Annotated in this window: 19 protein-coding genes and 2 tRNA genes; 13 read left to right on the top strand and 8 right to left on the bottom strand. The window is 58.7% G+C overall.

The features are described 5' to 3' along the window. Positions 1 to 69: 69 nt before the first annotated feature. The 3 genes from ACR0C5_RS01310 (at position 70) to ACR0C5_RS01300 (ending at position 1,170) form a co-directional block, all read left to right on the top strand. Positions 70 to 576: a cold-shock protein gene (locus ACR0C5_RS01310; protein WP_174819482.1), complete on the top strand. Its 507-nt coding sequence runs from the start codon at positions 70 to 72 to the stop codon at positions 574 to 576. 6 nt (positions 577 to 582) lie between these two features. Further along, complete coding sequence (locus tag ACR0C5_RS01305; protein WP_480873972.1) at positions 583 to 1,050, top strand: DUF192 domain-containing protein; 468 nt, start codon at positions 583 to 585, stop codon at positions 1,048 to 1,050. A 43-nt stretch (positions 1,051 to 1,093) separates the two neighbouring features. Continuing rightward, a tRNA-Pro gene (locus tag ACR0C5_RS01300) sits at positions 1,094 to 1,170 on the top strand. Between the two features lie 7 nt (positions 1,171 to 1,177). Here the strand turns inward: ACR0C5_RS01300 and ACR0C5_RS01295 are convergent. After that, positions 1,178 to 1,612: a hypothetical protein gene (locus ACR0C5_RS01295; RefSeq protein WP_170774202.1), complete on the bottom strand. Its 435-nt coding sequence runs from the start codon at positions 1,610 to 1,612 to the stop codon at positions 1,178 to 1,180. A gap of 531 nt (positions 1,613 to 2,143) precedes the next feature. Here ACR0C5_RS01295 and ACR0C5_RS01290 point away from each other — a divergent pair. Then, positions 2,144 to 5,758 carry a vitamin B12-dependent ribonucleotide reductase gene (locus tag ACR0C5_RS01290; protein WP_480873969.1) on the top strand — a complete coding sequence of 1,205 codons (3,615 nt, stop codon included), beginning with the start codon at positions 2,144 to 2,146 and terminating at the stop codon, positions 5,756 to 5,758. A gap of 300 nt (positions 5,759 to 6,058) precedes the next feature. Here the strand turns inward: ACR0C5_RS01290 and ACR0C5_RS01285 are convergent, their stop codons facing one another. Beyond that, positions 6,059 to 7,603 (bottom strand): trimethylamine methyltransferase family protein, encoded by a 1,545-nt coding sequence (locus tag ACR0C5_RS01285; RefSeq protein WP_480502413.1) that lies wholly within the window; start codon positions 7,601 to 7,603, stop codon positions 6,059 to 6,061. Between the two features lie 392 nt (positions 7,604 to 7,995). Between ACR0C5_RS01285 and ACR0C5_RS01280 the strand changes: the two genes are divergently transcribed. Beyond that, positions 7,996 to 8,535 carry an outer membrane protein gene (locus ACR0C5_RS01280; protein ID WP_480873966.1) on the top strand — a complete coding sequence of 180 codons (540 nt, stop codon included), beginning with the start codon at positions 7,996 to 7,998 and terminating at the stop codon, positions 8,533 to 8,535. A 5-nt stretch (positions 8,536 to 8,540) separates the two neighbouring features. Here the strand turns inward: ACR0C5_RS01280 and ACR0C5_RS01275 are convergent, their stop codons facing one another. Then, positions 8,541 to 9,719, bottom strand: a complete 1,179-nt coding sequence (locus ACR0C5_RS01275) for a pyridoxal phosphate-dependent aminotransferase (protein WP_480873965.1) — start codon at positions 9,717 to 9,719, stop codon at positions 8,541 to 8,543. Between the two features lie 260 nt (positions 9,720 to 9,979). On the opposite strand from ACR0C5_RS01275, the gene cysS reads away from it, so the two are divergent. The 3 genes from cysS to ACR0C5_RS01260 are packed head-to-tail and all read left to right on the top strand — an operon-like array spanning position 9,980 to position 13,790. Next, entirely contained in the window at positions 9,980 to 11,377 is a 1,398-nt protein-coding gene (gene cysS / locus ACR0C5_RS01270) for a cysteine--tRNA ligase (RefSeq protein ID WP_480873962.1), read from the top strand. After that, complete coding sequence (gene cimA, locus ACR0C5_RS01265; protein WP_480873959.1) at positions 11,377 to 13,011, top strand: citramalate synthase; 1,635 nt, start codon at positions 11,377 to 11,379, stop codon at positions 13,009 to 13,011. The genes cysS and cimA overlap by 1 nt, the downstream gene beginning before the upstream one ends. Beyond that, complete coding sequence (locus tag ACR0C5_RS01260; protein ID WP_480873956.1) at positions 13,008 to 13,790, top strand: squalene/phytoene synthase family protein; 783 nt, start codon at positions 13,008 to 13,010, stop codon at positions 13,788 to 13,790. The genes cimA and ACR0C5_RS01260 overlap by 4 nt, the downstream gene beginning before the upstream one ends. Before the next feature lie 3 nt (positions 13,791 to 13,793). On the opposite strand, the gene ACR0C5_RS01255 is transcribed toward ACR0C5_RS01260, so the two are convergent. Further along, entirely contained in the window at positions 13,794 to 15,020 is a 1,227-nt protein-coding gene (locus ACR0C5_RS01255; protein ID WP_480873954.1) for an MFS transporter, read from the bottom strand. A gap of 97 nt (positions 15,021 to 15,117) precedes the next feature. Between ACR0C5_RS01255 and ACR0C5_RS01250 the strand changes: the two genes are divergently transcribed. From ACR0C5_RS01250 to ACR0C5_RS01240, 3 genes are read left to right on the top strand one after another with little or no spacing between them, the layout of a single operon-like run. Beyond that, the gene (locus ACR0C5_RS01250) at positions 15,118 to 15,750 is read left to right on the top strand and encodes a DNA-3-methyladenine glycosylase family protein (protein WP_170774187.1); all 633 of its coding nucleotides are present in this window, start codon (positions 15,118 to 15,120) and stop codon (positions 15,748 to 15,750) included. After that, entirely contained in the window at positions 15,747 to 16,412 is a 666-nt protein-coding gene (locus ACR0C5_RS01245) for an alpha/beta hydrolase (protein ID WP_480873951.1), read from the top strand. The genes ACR0C5_RS01250 and ACR0C5_RS01245 overlap by 4 nt, the downstream gene beginning before the upstream one ends. A gap of 45 nt (positions 16,413 to 16,457) precedes the next feature. Continuing rightward, positions 16,458 to 16,760, top strand: coding sequence for a putative quinol monooxygenase (locus ACR0C5_RS01240; RefSeq protein WP_480873948.1), 303 nt, complete (start codon positions 16,458 to 16,460; stop codon positions 16,758 to 16,760). 2 nt (positions 16,761 to 16,762) lie between these two features. Here the strand turns inward: ACR0C5_RS01240 and ACR0C5_RS01235 are convergent, their stop codons facing one another. Further along, positions 16,763 to 17,188: a VOC family protein gene (locus tag ACR0C5_RS01235; RefSeq protein ID WP_170774181.1), complete on the bottom strand. Its 426-nt coding sequence runs from the start codon at positions 17,186 to 17,188 to the stop codon at positions 16,763 to 16,765. Positions 17,189 to 17,219: 31 nt separating this feature from the next. After that, positions 17,220 to 17,825, bottom strand: a complete 606-nt coding sequence (locus ACR0C5_RS01230; protein ID WP_170774180.1) for a pseudouridine synthase — start codon at positions 17,823 to 17,825, stop codon at positions 17,220 to 17,222. Positions 17,826 to 18,034: 209 nt separating this feature from the next. On the opposite strand from ACR0C5_RS01230, the gene ACR0C5_RS01225 reads away from it, so the two are divergent. Continuing rightward, positions 18,035 to 18,622 carry an HNH endonuclease gene (locus tag ACR0C5_RS01225; RefSeq protein ID WP_170774178.1) on the top strand — a complete coding sequence of 196 codons (588 nt, stop codon included), beginning with the start codon at positions 18,035 to 18,037 and terminating at the stop codon, positions 18,620 to 18,622. Here the strand turns inward: ACR0C5_RS01225 and ACR0C5_RS01220 are convergent. Beyond that, the gene (locus ACR0C5_RS01220; RefSeq protein WP_170774176.1) at positions 18,592 to 19,077 is read right to left on the bottom strand and encodes a disulfide bond formation protein B; all 486 of its coding nucleotides are present in this window, start codon (positions 19,075 to 19,077) and stop codon (positions 18,592 to 18,594) included. The genes ACR0C5_RS01225 and ACR0C5_RS01220 overlap by 31 nt on opposite strands. Continuing rightward, positions 19,074 to 19,652 (bottom strand): YqaA family protein, encoded by a 579-nt coding sequence (locus ACR0C5_RS01215; protein ID WP_170774174.1) that lies wholly within the window; start codon positions 19,650 to 19,652, stop codon positions 19,074 to 19,076. The genes ACR0C5_RS01220 and ACR0C5_RS01215 overlap by 4 nt, the downstream gene beginning before the upstream one ends. Positions 19,653 to 19,795: 143 nt before the next feature. Here ACR0C5_RS01215 and ACR0C5_RS01210 point away from each other — a divergent pair. After that, positions 19,796 to 19,881 (top strand) — tRNA-Leu (locus ACR0C5_RS01210).

Genomic DNA, 19,881 nt, shown 5'->3' with positions numbered 1-19,881 from the left:
TACACATCAAAACCTTAACGAATTATTAAAACGCGCGATAGGAACACTGTGCCAGACGACCTGAACAACATGTACCGCGTACGTGGACACGTGAAATGGTTCGACCCTGCCAAGGGGTATGGCTTTGTTGTGTCCGATGAGGGTGGCCCGGATATTCTGTTGCATGTAAATGTCTTGCGGAATTTTGGCCAAAGCTCGGTCGCGGATGGTGCCGGCATTGAGATCATGACGCACCGCACCGATCGCGGTGTTCAAGCGGTCGAGGTGATCAGCGTAGATCCTCCGGCGCGCGCCGACTCAATGATGCTTGCCGATTTCGCCGAGCTGGACCCTGTGGCCATAGCCGAAGCCCCATTGGAAGCTGCGCGCGTAAAATGGTTCGACAAGGGCAAGGGATTTGGATTCGCCAATGTGTTCGGTCGGGACGAAGACGTGTTTCTTCATATTGAGGTTTTGCGCCGGTCTGGTTTGGCCGATTTGCAGCCGGGCGAGGCTTTGGCGATGCGGGTGATCGATGGCAAACGTGGACGTATGGCCGCGCAGGTTCTGGCCTGGGAATCCGCGCTTGATAGCTAGAGCATGATGATCAGGGTTCTTTCGGTTGCTGCGACGATACTATCGGTATGGACCGGAACGGCCTTTGCGGCCTGTAGCGCGGATCGCGTGAACCTGAAAAATGAAAAGTCTCAGATCAGCTTCGAAATCGAACTTGCCGTGACACCGCAGGAACGTGCGCGCGGTCTGATGTTTCGGGAATCCATGCCGCAACGGGCAGGGATGCTGTTTATCTTCGATCCGCCGCAGCGGGTCGCGTTCTGGATGAAGAACACACTGATTCCCCTGGATATGATTTTTGTGAATCGCGCAGGTGAGGTCGTGAATGTGCATAGTGATGCCATCCCCGGTGATTTATCGCTGATTGAGGGCGGTGATTCGGTCTATGCCGTGTTGGAGATCAACGCAGGGCTGGCGCGGCGTTACCTGATTGAACCGGGCACGCAGATGCAGCACGAAGTTTTTTCGCAAGGTCCTGCAATTTGGCCCTGTTAGGGCTTTTCAAATCAGAACGGCCCCGTTAGGAAGGCGCACGGTCCGGGGCGTGGCGCAGTCTGGTAGCGCACCTGTTTTGGGTACAGGGGGTCGTAGGTTCGAATCCTGCCGCCCCGACCACTTCCTTTCAAGCTGGAGCACCGCCCATCGCGCGATAAAGCGCGGTAAGGGCCTTGTCCAATTGTTCGCTTTCGACGGGCACCTGAATGTCGGGCGCATTCTGGCGCGGTACGTTGAAATAGAGTTCAGCGTCGACGCGGTATCCTCCGGAGTTTTTGGTCGAGGTTAGGCGCATCACGCTTTTGGGCAGATCCTGCGGGTAACCATCATAGTTGAGAATCAGAAAGGCCGTCGTTTCGGGGGGCAGCAACTCGGTGCATTCGAACAGGCGATTCCCGACACGCCTGAAATCTTCTCCAGGGCCATCACAGCCGACTTCGAACGTATCGAACAGCCGCGTGGGATAGGTTTCAAACTGCGCGCTGCGGGATGGAGGGGGCACATCTTGTGGTGTGCAGGCCACGATCAGTCCCATCAGGGGAAGGATTCCAATCTTCGACATCTCTGCTCGTACCTTTACTTCGTGCTGCGTTGGTCGGCGAAGCTGTTTTCGCGCCGAACAAACGCAGGGATGATTCTATTCGAGTTTAGATATCTTAACTTCGGTTTATCAAATGCCGATAACTGTGCCGGAAATCACGGTTAATTGTTCTGCAGAATTTTGCGCCGGTCCATTTGAACCCGTGGATGAACCTGTGGAGGAATCGGCCCACCCCGTTCAGCGCCATTTGAGAGATCTTGGGTCAATATAAAAGATTCCAAAAATGACGGAAAAATGACGTTGACGATCTATGGCCGAATACGCCAGATTGTATGGGCCGAATATGATGCCACTAAATCTGGTAGGAAATCCGGAGCGCGGCATAGGGCGAGGGTCGGAAAGCACAACATAGAGACGTGCAACCGTTGAAACGGAATTTCGTTGCCATTGGCAGCGACCGGTTCCTTGCGCCCAATTTTCTGGCACGGCCAAAGGTTCGCTTTCTCGAACTTGAGGCGACAAGGACAAGTGATTGAATCTAGGGCGGCGGACATGAAGATTGACAGAAAATTCACCAAATCAGGACAAGACGCTTATGCGGAGCTGGACTTTGTTTCGGCAACGTCAGAAATCCGTAACCCTGATGGTACGATTGTTTTCCGTCTGGATGATATCGAAGTGCCCTCCAGCTGGAGCCAGGTGGCAAGTGATGTCATCGCCCAGAAGTATTTCCGCAAGGCTGGTGTTCCGTCCAAGCTGAAGAAGGTCAAAGAAAAGGATGTACCTGAATTCCTGTGGCGTTCGGTCCCTGCGGATGGCGCGGAATTCGAAGGTGAGACTTCGTCCAAACAGGTGTTCGACCGACTGGCGGGTGCATGGGCCTATTGGGGTTGGAAGGGCGGCTATTTCTCGACCGAGGAAGACGCGCGCGCCTATTTTGACGAGATGCGCTACATGCTGGCCACCCAGCGTGCCGCGCCGAACTCGCCGCAGTGGTTCAACACTGGCTTGCATTGGGCCTACGGAATAGATGGCCCGGCGCAGGGGCATCACTATGTCGACTACAAAACCGGTAAGCTGACCAAGTCGAAATCCGCTTACGAACACCCGCAGCCGCATGCGTGTTTCATCCAGTCCGTCGATGATGATCTGGTGAACGAAGGCGGCATCATGGATCTGTGGGTGCGCGAGGCGCGCCTGTTCAAATATGGCTCGGGCACCGGGACAAACTTCAGCCATCTGCGGGCTGAGGGCGAAGCGCTGTCGGGTGGCGGCAAGTCTTCGGGCCTGATGGGCTTTCTCAAGATCGGCGACCGCGCCGCTGGCGCGATCAAATCAGGCGGAACAACCCGTCGAGCAGCAAAGATGGTAATCGTCGATGCAGATCATCCCGATATCGAGCAATTCATCGAATGGAAGGTGATCGAAGAGCAGAAGGTGGCCTCGATCGTTGCCGGATCGAAGATGCACGAGAAGATGCTGAACGGCATTTTCGAGGCCATCCGCAGCTGGGACGGTGCCGCTGATGATGCTTATGATCCGAACAAGAATGACGGCCTGAAAACGGCTGTGCGCGAGGCCAAAAAGGTCGCGATCCCCGAGACTTACATCAAGCGCGTGCTGGATTATGCCAAGCAGGGTCATGACAGCATCGAATTCCCGACCTATGATACGGACTGGGATTCAGAAGCCTACAGCTCCGTCTCGGGCCAGAACTCAAACAACTCGATCCGGGTGACAAACGCGTTCCTGACCGCCGTTGAGAAAGACGCCGATTGGGAGCTGATCAACCGGACAGATGGTAAGGTAGCAAAGACCGTTAAGGCCCGCGATCTGTGGGAAAAGGTTGGACATGCGGCATGGGCCTGCGCCGATCCGGGCATTCAGTTCCACGACACGGTCAATGAATGGCACACATGCCCAGAAGATGGTGAGATCCGCGGCTCGAACCCGTGCTCGGAATACATGTTCCTAGATGACACGGCCTGTAACCTGGCGTCGATGAACCTGCTGACCTTCCTCAACGATGGTGAGTTCCAGGCGGCGGATTACATGCACGCCTCACGCCTGTGGACGCTGACGCTGGAAATCTCGGTGACCATGGCGCAGTTCCCGTCGAAGGAAATCGCGCAACTGTCTTATGACTTCCGCACCTTGGGTCTGGGCTTTGCAAATATCGGCGGTCTGCTGATGAACATGGGCTACAGCTACGACTCGGATGAGGGGCGGGCAATCTGTGGCGCGTTGACCGCGATCATGACAGGTGTGGCCTATGCGACCTCTGCCGAAATTGCCGGTGAGCTGGGTGCGTTCAAAGGCTATGAGCGGAACGCCGATCATATGCTGCGTGTCATCCGCAACCACCGCCGTGCTGCGCAAGGTGTGACCGAGGGCTATGAGAAGCTGGCGGTAAAGCCGGTGCCTCTGGACCACGGCAACTGCCCGGACAAGCGTTTGATCGATCTGGCCATGTCCGCTTGGGATGAGGCGCTGAGTCTGGGTGAAAAGAACGGTTATCGCAACGCGCAGGCCACTGTGATCGCCCCCACCGGCACCATCGGTCTGGTGATGGATTGCGACACCACCGGGATTGAGCCGGACTTTGCGCTGGTCAAGTTCAAGAAGCTGGCCGGTGGTGGTTACTTCAAGATCATCAACCGTTCGGTGCCTTCGGCGCTGGAGAAGCTGGGCTATTCCTCGTCTCAGATCGAAGAGATCGTGGGCTACGCGGTCGGCCACGGCACCATCGGGAACGCGCCGGGGATCAACCACACCTCGCTTACCGGTCATGGGTTCGGCCCGAATGAACTGGCCAAGGTGGATGCGGCACTGGAAAGCGCGTTCGACATCCGGTTCGTCTTCAACCAGTGGACATTGGGCGAGGATTTCTGCACCGGCGTTCTGGGCATCCCGGCCACCAAGCTGAATGACCCGACTTTCGACCTTCTGCGTCACTTGGGTTTCACCCGCGCGGATATCGAAGCGGCGAATGATCACGTCTGCGGAACCATGACACTGGAAGGCGCGCCGCACCTGAAAGAGGAACACTATTCCATCTTCGATTGCGCCAACCCGTGCGGCAAGAAAGGTAAGCGTTTCCTTGGGGTTGACAGCCACATCACCATGATGGCGGCGGCGCAGAGCTTCATCTCGGGCGCGATTTCCAAGACGATCAACATGCCGAACGACGCGACCATCGAAGACTGCCAGAAGGCATATGAGTTGTCGTGGTCGCTGGGTGTGAAGGCGAACGCGCTGTACCGCGACGGCTCGAAACTGTCTCAGCCTCTGGCCGCTGCATTGGTTGAGGATGATGATGAGGCCGCCGAGGTTCTGGAAAGCGGCACACCGGCCGAAAAAGCTGCCGTGCTGGCCGAGAAGGTCATCGAGAAGGTCGTCGTCAAGGAAATCGTCCGGTCTCACCGCGAAAAGATGCCCGAGCGTCGGAAGGGTTATACTCAGAAAGCCATCGTTGGCGGCCATAAGGTCTATCTGCGGACGGGTGAGTATTCGGATGGCTCGTTGGGTGAGATCTTCATCGACATGCACAAGGAAGGCGCTGGCTTCCGCGCGATGATGAACAACTTTGCCATCGCGGTCTCGGTCGGCCTGCAATACGGCGTGCCGCTGGAAGAGTTCGTGGACGCCTTCACCTTCACCAAGTTCGAACCGGCGGGGATGGTGCAGGGCAACGACTCGATCAAGAACGCGACGTCGATCTTGGACTACATCTTCCGCGAGCTTGCTGTCAGCTATCTGGACCGCACCGATCTGGCCCATGTGAAGCCCGAAGGCGCGACCTTCGACGATATCGGTCGGGGCGAGGAAGAAGGTGTCTCGAACGTCTCGGAAATCAGTGAAACCGCGGCCTCCAAGTCATTGGAAGTATTGAAGCAAATCAGCTCGACCGGGTATCTGCGCAAGCGGTTGCCGCAGGATTTGGCCATGTTCACGCCGCAAGCGGATGCAACCGGAATGGCGGAACCTGCCGCCGTGTTCGAAGCGCCTGCTGAAACTGCAGTGGCGACCGGCATGGACGCTCGCACCAAAGCCAAGATGCAAGGGTACGAGGGCGATCCCTGTGGTGAATGTGGAAATTACACGCTGGTGCGCAACGGCACCTGCATGAAATGCAACACCTGCGGTGCGACCAGCGGGTGTAGCTAAGGCAAACGCCCCGTCAGGCGGGGTGTAGGGACCTGGGCTTTCCCCCGAATGCCCGGTCCCGACGAAAACGGAAGAAGGCGCCGAGACTTACCTACGATGCCTTTTTCCACTCGGCCGACATGCCCGTGTCGGCCGGGAACAGGGTGGGGCGGAATATTGCTCTTTCCCACTCTCTCACGGGACGGGTGCGCTCGTCCCATGCGCAGTCCAGGCCGCAGGCAAAAAAACACCGGGCGGTCAACGAGATGAGCCTGGATGGCGAAACTTAAAGGGGGCCTCGGCCCCCTTTTTTTCAAATACTTATGTTGGCAAATGAATGTTAAATTTCTCGCGAATCGCCGCGTCCAGCATGGGATCGAACCGTGCGGGTGACGGTGCGGACAGGATTTCCTCTTTCCGGGCCGTGGCCTTGGCGATCAGGTCAGGCTTGTCCAATTCGGCCCATTCTTTGGGTGACGTTCGGTCGCCATAGGTCGGATACACGTAATCGGCTTGCATCCGGCTGAGCGTTGCTTCGGTGCCCAGATAGTGACCGGGGCCGCCCATGCAGACCTCGGCCATCTGATCAAGGGCAAGGGTCTCGTCCGTAACCTCGATCCCCCGCACGCAGCGCTGCGCTTGACCGATAAGATCGTCCCCCAAGATAAGGCTTTCAAAGCAAAATCCAAGAAGGGAGGCGTGCATACCAGCGGCCTCATAGACCATGTTCACCCCGGACAGGCCGGCCATAACGTTCGAGCACATCTGCTCCCATCCGGCCTGCATGTCGGGCAATTTTGAATCTGACGCACCAGCGGCGGCACCGCCCGGCAGATCGTAGAAATGATGCATCTGGGCGCAGCCTGCGGTCAGCAGCGCTTGTTCGCCCGACCCGATGGACATCGCGCCTGTGCGCAGGTCCAAGCCAAATGGCCATGTTCCAAAAACCGCAGGGGCCCCAGGGCTTACGGCATTTACGTAAACCAACCCTGCAAGACATTCCGCCGTCGCCTGAGCGATTGCTCCCGCGATAGTCGACGGTGCGGTCGCCCCCGCCATTCCGGCCGAGAGCAGCAGAACCGGCATTCCAGCTTTGATACATTCCTCCATCACTTCGCAGCTTTCGGTGGCGAATTTCATCGGAGGCACTACGAAACAGTTCGAATTCGACACGAAAGGCCGCTCACGCCATTTGTCCTCGCCGCCAGCAATCATGTGCAGCATTTCCACTGCGGGGGCTACATGGCTAGGTTCGGTGAACGAGGTGCCGATATGTTTGAAGGTGCCGGAGCAAGCGGCATAGACCGTGTTCAGATCCATTTCCAGATTGTCGGTGATGTCACGACACACCATAGGGCGTTGAACAAAATGGATATTGTCCAGTTGCTGGCAGATGCGTGCGGCGTCGTGCAGGTCTTGCACGGTCGAATCGCGGTACTCTCGCCCCTCCACATCGACCATGCTGACAGCGGCGCCTGCGGTGCCATAGTGGACGCGGGTACCAGACAGCTCCAGATCAGTTTGCCCATCGCGGCTGTGCAGGGTTACCGAGCGGTTCGCCTTGGCGATCGTATCCTCGACCAGTGCGCGCGGAAACCGAATGCGTCCGTCCTCGCCCAAGGTACAGCCAGCGCCCACCAGATAGTCGATTCCGCTTTGCGGTGCATCGGCAAGTCCGATGGTTTCCAGCGCTGTCAGCGCGGCTTGGTGTATTTGCTCAACCTGTTGAGCGGTCAGAGGTTTATACGTACCGCCCTCAAGGCCGGGGCGCACTGGGCGCAGGTGATCGGGTAGGGCCGTGGCGCGGGCAGCACGGCGCGCGGCGCGTCCGCCGCTGCGCGAGGATGTACGGGATTGGTCGTTCATTTCAGGATCCGATAGATGAAAAGCGTACAGGGTGGCGTCAATTAGCGCCCGAATGGACGCCCCCGCGCCGCGCGACCGCGATCCGCCCCGATTGTACGGCTGATCAACCGGATTTTCCAAACATCGCTTTGCATGCGGATCCTCGCTTCGTGACGTTCAGTCTTTCAATCCGAAACGTCGCAATCTGTTCTGTTTGCGACCTGATGGGTCAAAAGCGAAACAATCCGTGTCGTCAGATCGCTTAGGTGACGTGAAGTAAAGAAAAGACCCCATTTTGCGGGAAATCTGTTATACTTCGGTCACTTGTTTAACAGCTTTTCGTGATCTCAATTGAATTTTAACCATTTGCATACAGTTCTGTGCCAGTCTCTGAAGAATACTCAAATTTTTTTATGAAAGGCCTTCGCAAGGCGATGAAACTGTTCCGCGCATTCCTTGCCTCCATTTTGGTGGCCCTCGCAGCCCCCGCTGCGGCTGAGGATTGGAGCGGTGCCTATGCTGGTTTCAGCTTTGGCTATGCGGATGCGGATGGGTCCAACGGGTCAAGCGGAAGCGATACCAGCTTTGGCCCGCATGTCGGATATGATTTCGATTTCGGCAATTTCGTTCTGGGCGGAGAGCTTGAATATAACCGACTGTCCCTTGGGTTAAGCCAAAATGAAGGCAGTCTGGACAGCACGACCCGGCTGAAGCTGCGCGGAGGGTACGATTTCGGCTCCGCATTGGGATATGTCGTGGTTGGCGCTGCACGGGCCGAGACCTCGGCGGATGATGACACCGCTGCGGTTTATGGCATTGGAGTTGCTTACCCGATCAACGATCGGTTCGTCATCAGTGGTGAGGCGTTGCGGCAGGAATTTGACGATGCCACCCAATCCGAAGGAGGGCTGGATTCTAACGTGTTCAACCTGCGCACCACGTTCCGGTTCTGATTCAACTATCGCCCTGAACTCAGCTCCGCTGCAAAGCAGCATATGGTCCGCAAAGCGGCGGTAAAACGATCGTCGTCTATGGTCATGGCAACGCGGATATGTCCTGCGGCGGCTTGGCCGAAACTTTCGCCCGGCATGACGGCAATCGCGTGTGTATCCAGCAGGGCATTGGCAAATCCCTCGCCATTCAGGCCGGTGGGGCGAATGTCCAGCATCAGATACATCGCGCCCTGGGCTGGAATCAACCCGACCGTGTTTTGCGCGGCCAGAATATCCATCGCCAGCTCGCGACGTCTGCGGAAAGGGGCGGCGATGCGGTTCTCAAGCTCGGGGCCTGCGCTCAACGCGAAAACCGCAGCGTCCTGAATGAAACCAGGAACGCCATATGTCGTGTGCGTGGCCAGATTGATCATGTGTTCGATCACATCCGGAGGACCGGCAACCCACCCGCACCGAGATCCGGTCATGGCGTGGGATTTCGACATCGAACCGATTACCAGCGTGCGGGCGAGCATATCTGGCAGTGCACGGGGCGAGATATGCGTGCCGTCCCACACTTGGGTGTCATAGACCTCGTCCGAGATCAGCCAAAGGTCGCGCCTGCGGCAGACTTCCGCAACGGCTTCCAGGGTTTGGCGCGAATAAACGATGCCAGTGGGATTGTTGGGCGAGTTGATCAGAAGTGAGACAGCGCCCTCCGACGCCGCGTCGATCCTGTCTGCCCGTGGTTGGAACGCGTCTTCTGCCGTCGTTTGAACCACACGCGCAACCGCTCCGGCCCCTCGGATCGTGCCGGGATAGGTGGCATAGTAAGGGTCGAGATACAGGCCCACATCACCGGGGTCACAGACGGCTACATGCGCGGCGAACAGGGCCGACTGACCTCCGGGCGTGATCAGAATATTGTCTCGGGTTGTATTGACTCCGGTGCGGGTCTGAATGCGGGCGGCCACCGTCTCGCGCAGCAGTTCGGTGCCGGGCACCATGGCGTAGCCCGTATGGCCTTGGCGTGCAGACTGTTCCATCTCGGCCAAGATCGACGGATCGGTGCGAATGTCATGTTCACCAATGGTCAGTTCGGTAACCGCTTGTCCCTCACTTATCATCCGGCGGGCGCGATAGAACACACCCCACCCGTCGCTACCGCCATGGGTAAGCTGCGTGATCCGCTGCGACAGTTTCATGGCCGGTCTCCGTCTCGGTCTTACGCGAGTTGGGCCAGAGAGACTTGCGATTGTCAATCGGATCAGAGCCGGAAATCAGGGGCTTGGCGTGGTGGCGCGCGCGTGATACTCACATCCTATGAACCCGATGAACTGCATCATTATCTGCTGCATTTCCTGCTGATTTATCACGCGGGCCGGTTTCTTTCGTTTTCATCCCTGAGACAAGTTGCTAAGCCCGCGCCAACGCGAGACGCCACGTTGTTCCTAGGAGCTGACCGATGACCACGATCAAACTGCACAACACACGGACGCGGACGAAAGAGGATTTCGTGCCGATCAGTGCTGATAATGTGCGGATGTATGTCTGTGGCCCGACGGTCTATGACCGCGCCCATCTTGGCAATGCGCGGCCCGTGGTGGTGTTTGACGTGCTGTACCGGTTACTGCGTCACACCTATGGGGCGGATCACGTGAATTATGTGCGTAACTTTACCGACGTGGATGACAAGATCAACGCGACCGCCCTGGCGCGTCAAAAGGCCGGCGCACCGGGCACGTTGGAGCAATTGGTGCAGGAACGCTCGGATGAGACGATCGACTGGTATCTGCATGATATGGGGGCGTTGGGCGCACTAGAGCCGAACCAGATGCCGCGTGCGACTGAATATATTCCGCAGATGATCGCGATGATTGAAGGGCTGATCGACAAAGGCCACGCCTATGCTGCAGAGGGGCATGTGCTGTTCGCCGTAGACAGCTGGAAAGAGCGTTATGGCGCTCTTTCGGGGCGGTCGGTTGATGACATGATTGCAGGGGCGCGGGTCGAGGTTGCGCCCTACAAGAAGAGTCCTATGGATTTTGTCCTTTGGAAACCCTCGAGCGATGAGCTTCCCGGCTGGGACAGCCCGTGGGGACGGGGGCGTCCGGGGTGGCATATCGAATGCTCGGCCATGAGCTTTGAGCTGTTGGGAGAGAGTTTTGACATTCACGGCGGCGGCAATGACCTGATGTTCCCGCATCATGAAAACGAGATAGCGCAAAGCTGCTGCGCCCATCCCGAGGGCGAGTTCGCGCGGGTTTGGCTGCATAATGAGATGCTGCAGGTTGAGGGCAAGAAGATGTCCAAGTCTTTGGGCAATTTCTTCACCGTACATGATCTGCTGGATCAGGGCGTTCCGGGTGAGGTGATCCGGTTTGTTTTCTTACAGACGCATTACCGCAAGCCGATGGACTGGACAGAGAAGAAAGCCCGCGGGGCCGAGGCGACGCTGCGCAAGTGGCGAGCGCTGACAGCGGGCATCGAGCCTGCCGCCAGCGCGGCCCCCTCGGTGATCGCCGCGCTGAGTGATGACCTGAACACGGCGGGGGCTGTCGCGGAACTCCACCGTCTGGCGGCAGAGGGTGACGCAGCGGGCCTGTTGGCCAGTGCGCAGGTTCTGGGGGTGTTGGAGCCTGAAATGGGCGCTTGGGCCGATACGGGCTCAGCGGATCTTTCTGGCCATGCGGCGCGTCTGGCCGAGGCGCGGGCCCAGGCGATGCAAAGCAAGGACTTCTCGGAAGTTGACCGGCTGAAGGCGGCCTATGTCACGGCGGGGCTGGAAGTGCGGATGAGCAAGGACGGTGTGGAGCTTGTGCCGGGGGCCGGGTTTGACGCTGCCAAGCTGGAGGGCGTGTAATGTCGAAGGAACGGCTTTATCTATACGACACCACGCTGCGCGACGGGCAGCAGACCCAAGGGGTGCAGTTCTCGACCGCTGAAAAGGTGCAGATCGCCAAGGCTCTGGATGAGCTGGGTGTGGACTATATCGAGGGCGGCTGGCCTGGTGCAAACCCCACCGACAGCGCGTTTTTCGAGGTTGCACCAAAGACCTCGGCCCGGTTGACGGCCTTTGGTATGACCAAACGGTCGGGGCGTTCGGCTGAAAATGACGATGTTTTGGCCGCTGTTATGAACGCGGGGACGCAGGCCGTCTGTCTCGTGGGAAAATCGCATGATTACCACGTGACCCACGCGTTGGGGACCACGCTGGAGGAGAATGTTGAGAATGTCCGCGCCTCGGTCGCGCATATCGTGGCGCAGGGGCGCGAGGCGCTGTTTGACGCCGAGCATTTCTTTGACGGCTACAAGGACAATCCCGCCTATGCGGTCGAAGTCTGCCGGGCGGCGCTGGACGCAGGCGCGCGCTGGGTTGTTCTGTGCGATACCAATGGCGGTGCGCTGCCCGCCGAGGTGTCGCGCATCGTGTCTGAGGTGATTGCCGCAGGACTGCCTGGCGATCGGTTGGGCATTCATACGCATAACGATACCGAAAACGCGGTGGCCTGTTCACTGGCCGCTGTCGACGCAGGCGCGCGGCAGATACAAGGCACGCTGAACGGGCTGGGTGAACGGTGTGGGAATGCGAACCTGACTGCTCTGATCCCGACCTTGTTGCTGAAAGAACCCTATGCCTCGCAGTTTGACATCGGCGTCAGCACGCAGGCGCTGGCTGGGCTGACGCGGATCAGCCGGATGTTGGACGATATCCTGAACCGGGTGCCCAGCAAGCAGTCGGCCTATGTGGGGGCCTCGGCCTTTGCCCACAAGGCGGGGTTGCACGCCAGTGCGATCCTCAAGGATCCCTCGACCTATGAGCATATCGACCCCGGTGCGGTCGGCAATGCGCGGATCATCCCGATGTCGAACCAGGCGGGCCAGTCGAACCTGCGCAAGCGTCTGACCGAGGCGGGGCTGTCGGTGGAAAAAGCCGACCCGGCGCTAGGGCGTATCCTTGACAAGATTAAGCAGCGCGAGGCCGAGGGCTATTCCTACGACACCGCGCAGGCCAGTTTTGAATTGCTGGCGCGGGATGAGCTGGGTCAACTGCCAGAGTTCTTCGAGGTCAAGCGCTATAAGGTCACGGTCGAGCGGCGCAAGAACAAGTATAACAAGATGGTTAGCCTGTCCGAGGCCGTGGTCGTGGTGAAGGTCGACGGCGAAAAGAAGCTGTCGGTCAGCGAGTCTCTGGATGAGGATGGCAGCGATCGCGGCCCGGTGAACGCGCTGGCCAAGGCGCTGGCCAAGGATCTGGGGCAATATTCGCAGGTGCTGTCCGATATGCGGCTGGTGGATTTCAAGGTGCGTATCACCCAAGGCGGGACCGAGGCTGTCACTCGCGTCATCATCGACAGCGAAGACGGGCAGGGGCGGCGCTGGTCCACCGTTGGCGTCAGCGCGAACATAGTCGATGCCTCGTTCGAGGCGCTGCTGGATGCGATCCAGTGGAAGCTGGTGCGTGATTGCGAAAGACAGACTGCGGTGGCCGAGTGAGCGTTGCCTTTGACGATGACGTAAAAGCCTGCGCGGCACTGGTGCATCGCGCCGATCCGGATCGGTTCATGGCGGCGATGGCTGCTCCGGTTGCCGCACGGGTTGTTCTGTTCCCGATCTATGCACTGAATGTCGAGGTCGCGCGCGCGCCCTGGGTCACGCAGGAAACCATGATTGCCGAGATGCGTCTGCAATGGTGGCGGGATGCGTTGCAGGAGATTGCCGAAGGCAACACGGTGCGCAGGCATGAGGTCGTCACACCCTTGTCCCGCGTTCTATCACCACATCTGGCTGTCGCATTGGATGAATATGTGGCTGTAAGGCGCTGGGATATCTACCGCGACCCGTTCGAGGATCAGGCGCATTTCGATAATTATCTGTATCAAAGCGCAGGGTCGCTGATGGTCGCTTCGGCGCAAGCCTTGGGTGAAGCCGACGAGCAATTGCTGCGCGATTTTGGTTATGCTGTAGGCGTTGCCAACTGGTTGCGGGCGATCCCAGAACTTGAAGCACGCGGTCGTATCCCATTGTTGGACGGGACACCTGCTGGGGTGCAGGCGCTGGCGGGATCGGCGTTGGAGCGTTTAGAATCCGCACGAGCGAACAGATCGCGTGTTTCGCCCGAGGCATGCCCTGCGATGCATGTAGGTTGGCAGACCGATTGGGTGTTGCGCAAAGCGATTGCAGAGCCCGAGCGCGTTGCGGCCGGTGCGTTGGCGCAAGGCGAAATTCGTCGGCGGGCGTCACTGATGTGGAATGTTGCCCGAGGACGCTGGTAGGTTTCAGGCCGTTTCCGGCTCGGCCGGGCGCAGGACGAGCCACAGCAGCGCGCCTCCGGCCAGTGTCAGCAGTGGGATCATGGCAAGGTTCACGGCTGTCCACCCTTCAACCGGGGATCCGCCCGAACAGTTCATCAACCCGCCCGAGGACAATGAGGCCAGTGTCACGCCTCCGAACACCAACAAGTCGTTGAGGCCCTGCATCCGCCCGCGCTCGCTTACGTCATGCGAGGCGGCTAGCATCGTGGTAGCGCCAATAAAGCCAAAGTTCCAACCAATGCCCAGCAGGATCAGGGCAATGAAAAAGTTTTCTAGCTCAACACCTTGCAGCGCGACGACACCGGCGCCTGCCAAAATGGCAAGGCCAAGGGCGACGATTTTTTCCACCCCGAAGCGCGCGATCAACTGACCGGTAAAGAAACTGGGGATATACATGGCCAGCACATGGCCGGTCACCACATCCGCCGCATCATTGGCCGAGAAGCCGCATCCCACAACAGCCAGCGGGGTCGAGGTCATCACTAGGTTCATCAGCGCATAGGACACCATTGCGCAAATGATGGCCACGGCGATGCGCGGGGTTTTCAGCATCTCAAGGCGCGTACGACCTGTAGATGCGCCTTCTTCTGCTTTCGGTGGCGTTGGAATATCCAGAAAGAAGAACAGGGCCGATCCGATGATGTTCAGCGCGATGATCGCCAGATAGGTGCCAAGGAACGGAATCACATAGGCAGTCGAAGTCAGTTTGACGATCTGTGGGCCAATAATGGCGGCCGCAAGGCCGCCAGCCATGACATATGAAATCGCCTTGGGCCGGAATGCCTCGGACGCGGTATCGGCAGCAGCAAAGCGATAGAACCCGTGCGCGCTCATGTAGACACCGGTCAACAGACTGCCCAGCAAGAACACCGGAAACGACCCGAGGTAGAGGCCATAGGCCCCAACCAGCCCGCCACACGCGCCCGCCGTGGCGCCCACCAAAAACCCGGTCCGCCGTCCCCAGCGTTGCATGATGGCCGAAATCGGTGTCGCCGCTAGCATCGAGCCCAGAACGATCAGTGAGATTGGCAGCGTTGCCAAACAGGCATTGGTCGCCAGCGATTGACCAGCCAACCCGCCGACGATGAATACCATTGGCATCTGCGCACCCAGCATGGCTTGGGCTGCGACCAGCACAGCCACGTTACGTTTGGCCTGGTTGTCATTGGGGGCGGTGGCGGTCATCGTCATGCGCCTATGGGTAGCCGCGAAAACCGCCTTGTACAAGCGGGTTGCATATGCGGCAAAGCAGCCTAACGTGTGCGCAATCAAACAGCCTGAGGCCCGCATGTCCGTCGGACGTATCATCGAAACCAATGACTGTGTGCGGGAAGGGGCCGAGTGGCTGGGCGATGCCTGCCCGCGCATGGCTTATGCGTTGGATCAGGTGGGGCCGTTGCCCTTGCGTCGCAAGCCCGACGGGTTCGCGCAGCTGCTTAGCGCGATTGTCAGCCAGCAGGTCAGTGTGGCCTCGGCGAATGCGATCTGGAAGCGCTTGCAGGAGGCGAAACTGACCGGCCCGCGCAAGATCATGTGGGCCACGGAAGATGACCTGCGCGGCGTTGGGTTGAGCCGTCAGAAAATCCGCTATGCTCGCGCGCTGGCCGAGGCGCGTATTGATTACAAGGCATTACGAGACCTTCCTGATGCGGATGTTGTCGCTATTTTAACCGAGGTTCCCGGCATCGGGGTCTGGACAGCCGAGATTTATGCCATGTTCTCGCTGGGCCGAGCCGATGTGATTGCACCCGGCGACCTGGCGCTGCAAGAGGCCGCGCGTATTCTCTACGATTTGCCCAAGCGACCGACCGACAAAGAACTGCGACAGATGGCCGAGGCGTGGTCGCCCTGGCGCTCGGTTGCGGCGCGGGTGCTGTGGGCCTATTACCGGGTGGCCAAGGAACGAGAAGGGATCAGATGACTAGAGTATTGAATGCGCTCCGAAAAGAGCCGGTTTCGGGCGACACACGCTCGGTCGTGGTGTTTGTGCATGGCTATGGCGCTAACGGGGCTGACCTGCTGGGTCTGGCCGATCCGCTTGGTGAACACCTGCCGGACACGCTGTTCGTGGCGCCCGACGCGCCCGAGCAAATCCCTGGTATGCCCAACGGATTTCAATGGTTCCCGATCCCGTGGATCGATGGCTCCTCCGAAGAAGAGGCGCGCCGTGGCATGGAGATGGCGGTCGAAGATTTCAACGCCTTCCTTGACGCGCTGATGGTCGACGAGGACGTTTTACCTGAACAGGTGGTTCTATTCGGGTTTTCACAGGGCACGATGATGAGCCTGTATGTCGCCCCGCGTCGCGAGGATCCGGTCGCCGGGATCGTGGCCTTCTCGGGCCGGTTGCTGGAGCCAGATCTTCTGTCCGATGAAACCGTCAGTCGGATGCCGGTCCTGCTGGTGCATGGTGACGCTGATGACGTGGTTCCGCCTCAGTCTCTGCCCGAAGCCGCCGAAGCTCTGCAAGCCGCTGATTTCAAGGAGGTCTACGCCCATGTCATGAAGGGCACCGGCCACGGGATCGCCCCCGATGGCCTGAGCGTGGCACTGGCCTTCATGCGCGATAAGCTGAGCCTTTGAACCCCTATTTGGGTCTGAACGAGTTTAAACCAGAAAGGATTGGCAATGCTGGTGGTCACAGGAGTGGTTGAGGTCGCGCCAGAAGGTGTTGAAAAGGCTGCAAAAGCAGCGCAGGAAATGGTGTCGGAAACGGTGCAGGAAATGGGTTGTATCGTTTATGAATTCAGCCAGATTCTGGGGCATCCCAACCTGTTTCGTGTCTACGAAGAATGGGAAAGCCAAGCCGCGCTAGAGGCGCATTTCGCCACTTCGCATATGGCGGCGTTTCGGGCCGCTCTGGCCGAGGTTGGCGTGATCTCGAACAGCGTGTGCCGGATTGTGGGTGGTGAGAAACAGCCACTGAGCTAAGGTCAGCCCCACAGGTGGGGTTCTGCGAACTCCACCGAATTACCTGCCGGGTCGCGCACATAGATCGAACGCGCGCCGTTGGGCCAGTCGAACTCCGCATCAATTGGCACGTTCCAGTCCAGCAGATGTTTGCGCATCGCTTCGATCTGCGCGCGCGGCATGGACAGGCACACATGGCCCGGTCCACGCGCGCCGTGCGGCGGCACGGGCAAGTCTGGGTTCTGGGGCGGTTTCTCGGTCTCGTCCGCGTTGAACACCAGCAGAACCGAAGCGCCGACGCGATAGAATACATGCCGGTCGGCAATGCGCTGGATTTTTTCTAACTCCAGAATCTCACCATAGAACCGTTCAGCGGCGTCCAGATCATCGACATAGATCGCAGCCTCGAGAATACCGTTGGGGGTCGGGATATCTGGTGTGATCTTCATGGCGTAAGCCTATCACAAATCGCGGTTTTTGTCACCGGCGCGTGCGGCGGTCGCGTTTACGTTGTGGGGCCGCGTTGAACGCAGGTTCGGGCAAGCTGTCCCATTGGCCGGGCTGCAATCCGTCCAGTGCCCAGTCGCCGACACGAGCACGGATCAAGCGCAGGGTAGGGTGTCCAACAGCCGCCGTCATACGACGAACCTGTCGGTTCTTACCCTCGCGCAGGATCAATTCGATCCAGCAATCCGGCACCGTCTGACGTACCCGGATTGGAGGGGTGCGCGGCCATAGCCCTTCGGGTTCGTCCATCAGACGAGCCTTGGCGGGGCTCGTTACGCCGTCTTTCAACTCTACCCCGTCGCGAAGTGCCTTCAGTGCGGCGGTGTCGGGCTGCCCCTCAACCTGAACCCAATAGGTTTTGGACATTTTGTGTTTGGGATCTGAGATATGGGCCTGCAGACGGCCATTGTCTGTCAAAAGCATCAAGCCTTCGCTGTCCCGATCCAACCTACCGGCCGGGTAGACACCGGGTAGGTCGATGAAATCCGACAGGGTACTGCGCGGCGAGCCTTCATTGGCGCGGTCGGTGAACTGCGGCAGCACGTCAAAAGGTTTGTTGAATCGGATGAACCAGGCCATGGGCCCGCCTTAGCGTGCAGGACACAGCGGCGCAAGCTGTGGATAACCGTCACGTCTCTGTTACGGATTCGGAATAACCAATCCCGAGATATTGTGGAAACTCGGGGCTTGTCAGAGTTTTAACACGATATATAGTTAAGTTAAGGCCGGGGCGGGTGTTCCCCGCTCTGATGTCAAACGGGCAGAGCAGAGCGAGGAGCGATTCTGATATGGACGCAGACTTCAGGACCGAATTTGTCAGGGAACCCGGTGCGCTGAGGCATCATCCGGCATTGGTTTTGAACGCCGATTATCGCCCCTTGTCCTACTACCCTCTGTCGTTGTGGCCCTGGCAAGAAGCGATCAAGGCGGCCTGGCTGGATCGGGTGGATATCGTGGCCGAATATGACGAGGTCGTTCGAAGCCCCAGCACCCAAATCCGAATACCGTCGGTTGTTGTGCTGAAAGATTACGTAAAACCCAGAAAGCGCGTGGCCTTCACGCGCTTTAATTTATTTCTGAGGGATGAATTCCGCTGTCAGTATTGTGGCAGCCGGGGTGATCTGACCTTTGACCATGTGGTGCCGCGCGCCGCAGGTGGCGTGACCAGTTGGCAGAATGTTGTGGCGGCGTGCAGCCCTTGCAACCTGCGAAAGGGGTCGAAATCTTTGCGGCAGGCGGGGATGAGCTTGCGTAAACCTCCGCGTCAGCCCGATGCCGAAGCGTTGCGCAATATCGGGCGGAAATTCCCGCCCAATCACCTGCATGACAGTTGGATCGACTTCCTTTACTGGGATGCGGAACTGGACGAGTTCTGACGCCACGCCGCCAGCCAGATCAGCACCAACCCGGCCGAGATCACGGCGTTCCATCCAGCCATCGACAAACCCAGCATTTGCCACGGGATATCGTCGCAGCGCACTAGCGGAGCGGTCATGATCTGATCGAACAAGTCATTGGTCGACATCCCACCGATATCGCCCGACGTGCAGCTTGTCGGACCTTCCCACCAGCCTTGCTCGACCCCCGCATGAAAGACGCCAATGGCCGAGGTGGCCAGTGCGGCGAGCGCGCCCAGCAGCGGCAGCAGTCCAAAGCGCGGCAGCGCCAAGGCCAAAGCGCCGATCACGGCAGCGGCCCCATGTGGGTAGCGCTGCCAGATGCACATTTTGCACGGTGCCAGACCGCCAAGATACTGAAAGCCCCACGCCCCCAGCAACAGCGCAGCCGACCCGCCGGCCGCACAGAAAATCAACAGAGTACGTCGTGTCATAGGTATTTCACCACCAGAAAGCCGCCAAAGAGCAAAATGATGAACAGGGTGAACATAAGACCAAGGCGCTTTTCGATGAAACCTCGGATGGGCTCGCCAAAGCCCCACAGCAGACCCGCCACCAGAAAAAACCGTAGCGCGCGGGCCAAGATCGAGGTTGCAATGAACGTGCCCAGCGGCATCCCTGTCCAACCCGACATGATGGTGATCACCTTGTATGGGAAGGGGGTCACACCTGCAGCCAGCACGGCCCAGAAGCCGAAATCGTTGAAGCGGGTGTTGAACTCCTCCATCGCGTGGCCTTTGCCCATGGATTCAAGGATGGGTGCACCGATACTTTCGTAAAAGAACGCCCCGATGGCATAGCCCAACATTCCCCCCAGAACCGAGGCGACCAATGCGACACTGGCAATCAGCCACGCGCGAGACGGGCGGGCGATGATCATGGGAATCATCAACACGTCCGGGGGGATCGGAAAGAACGAGCTTTCGATGAACGCCACAAAGGCAAGCGCCCACAGCGCGTGCGGATGTTCGGCTAGACGAAGGGTCCAGTCGTAAAGAGATCGCAGCATCAGACGCTCAAATCCTGTTTCATTCCCCGCCAGCCAAATCATGCGCTTTATGGGGCGTCAACCTTGCAGGTTAAACAAACCTTTCGCGCGGTGTTTTTTGCCTCTGGACCTTCTGGGCCATGGGCGCTAATCCAGTGTTCGTTGCCCAAGTGGCGGAATGGTAGACGCAGGGGATTCAAAATCCCCCGATGGTAACATCGTGAGAGTTCGAGTCTCTCCTTGGGCACCA

Source organism: Ruegeria sp. N8, from assembly GCF_056531325.1.
The sequence above is the reverse complement of the archived record's forward strand: the minus strand, read 5'-3'. Positions and strand labels throughout refer to the sequence as shown.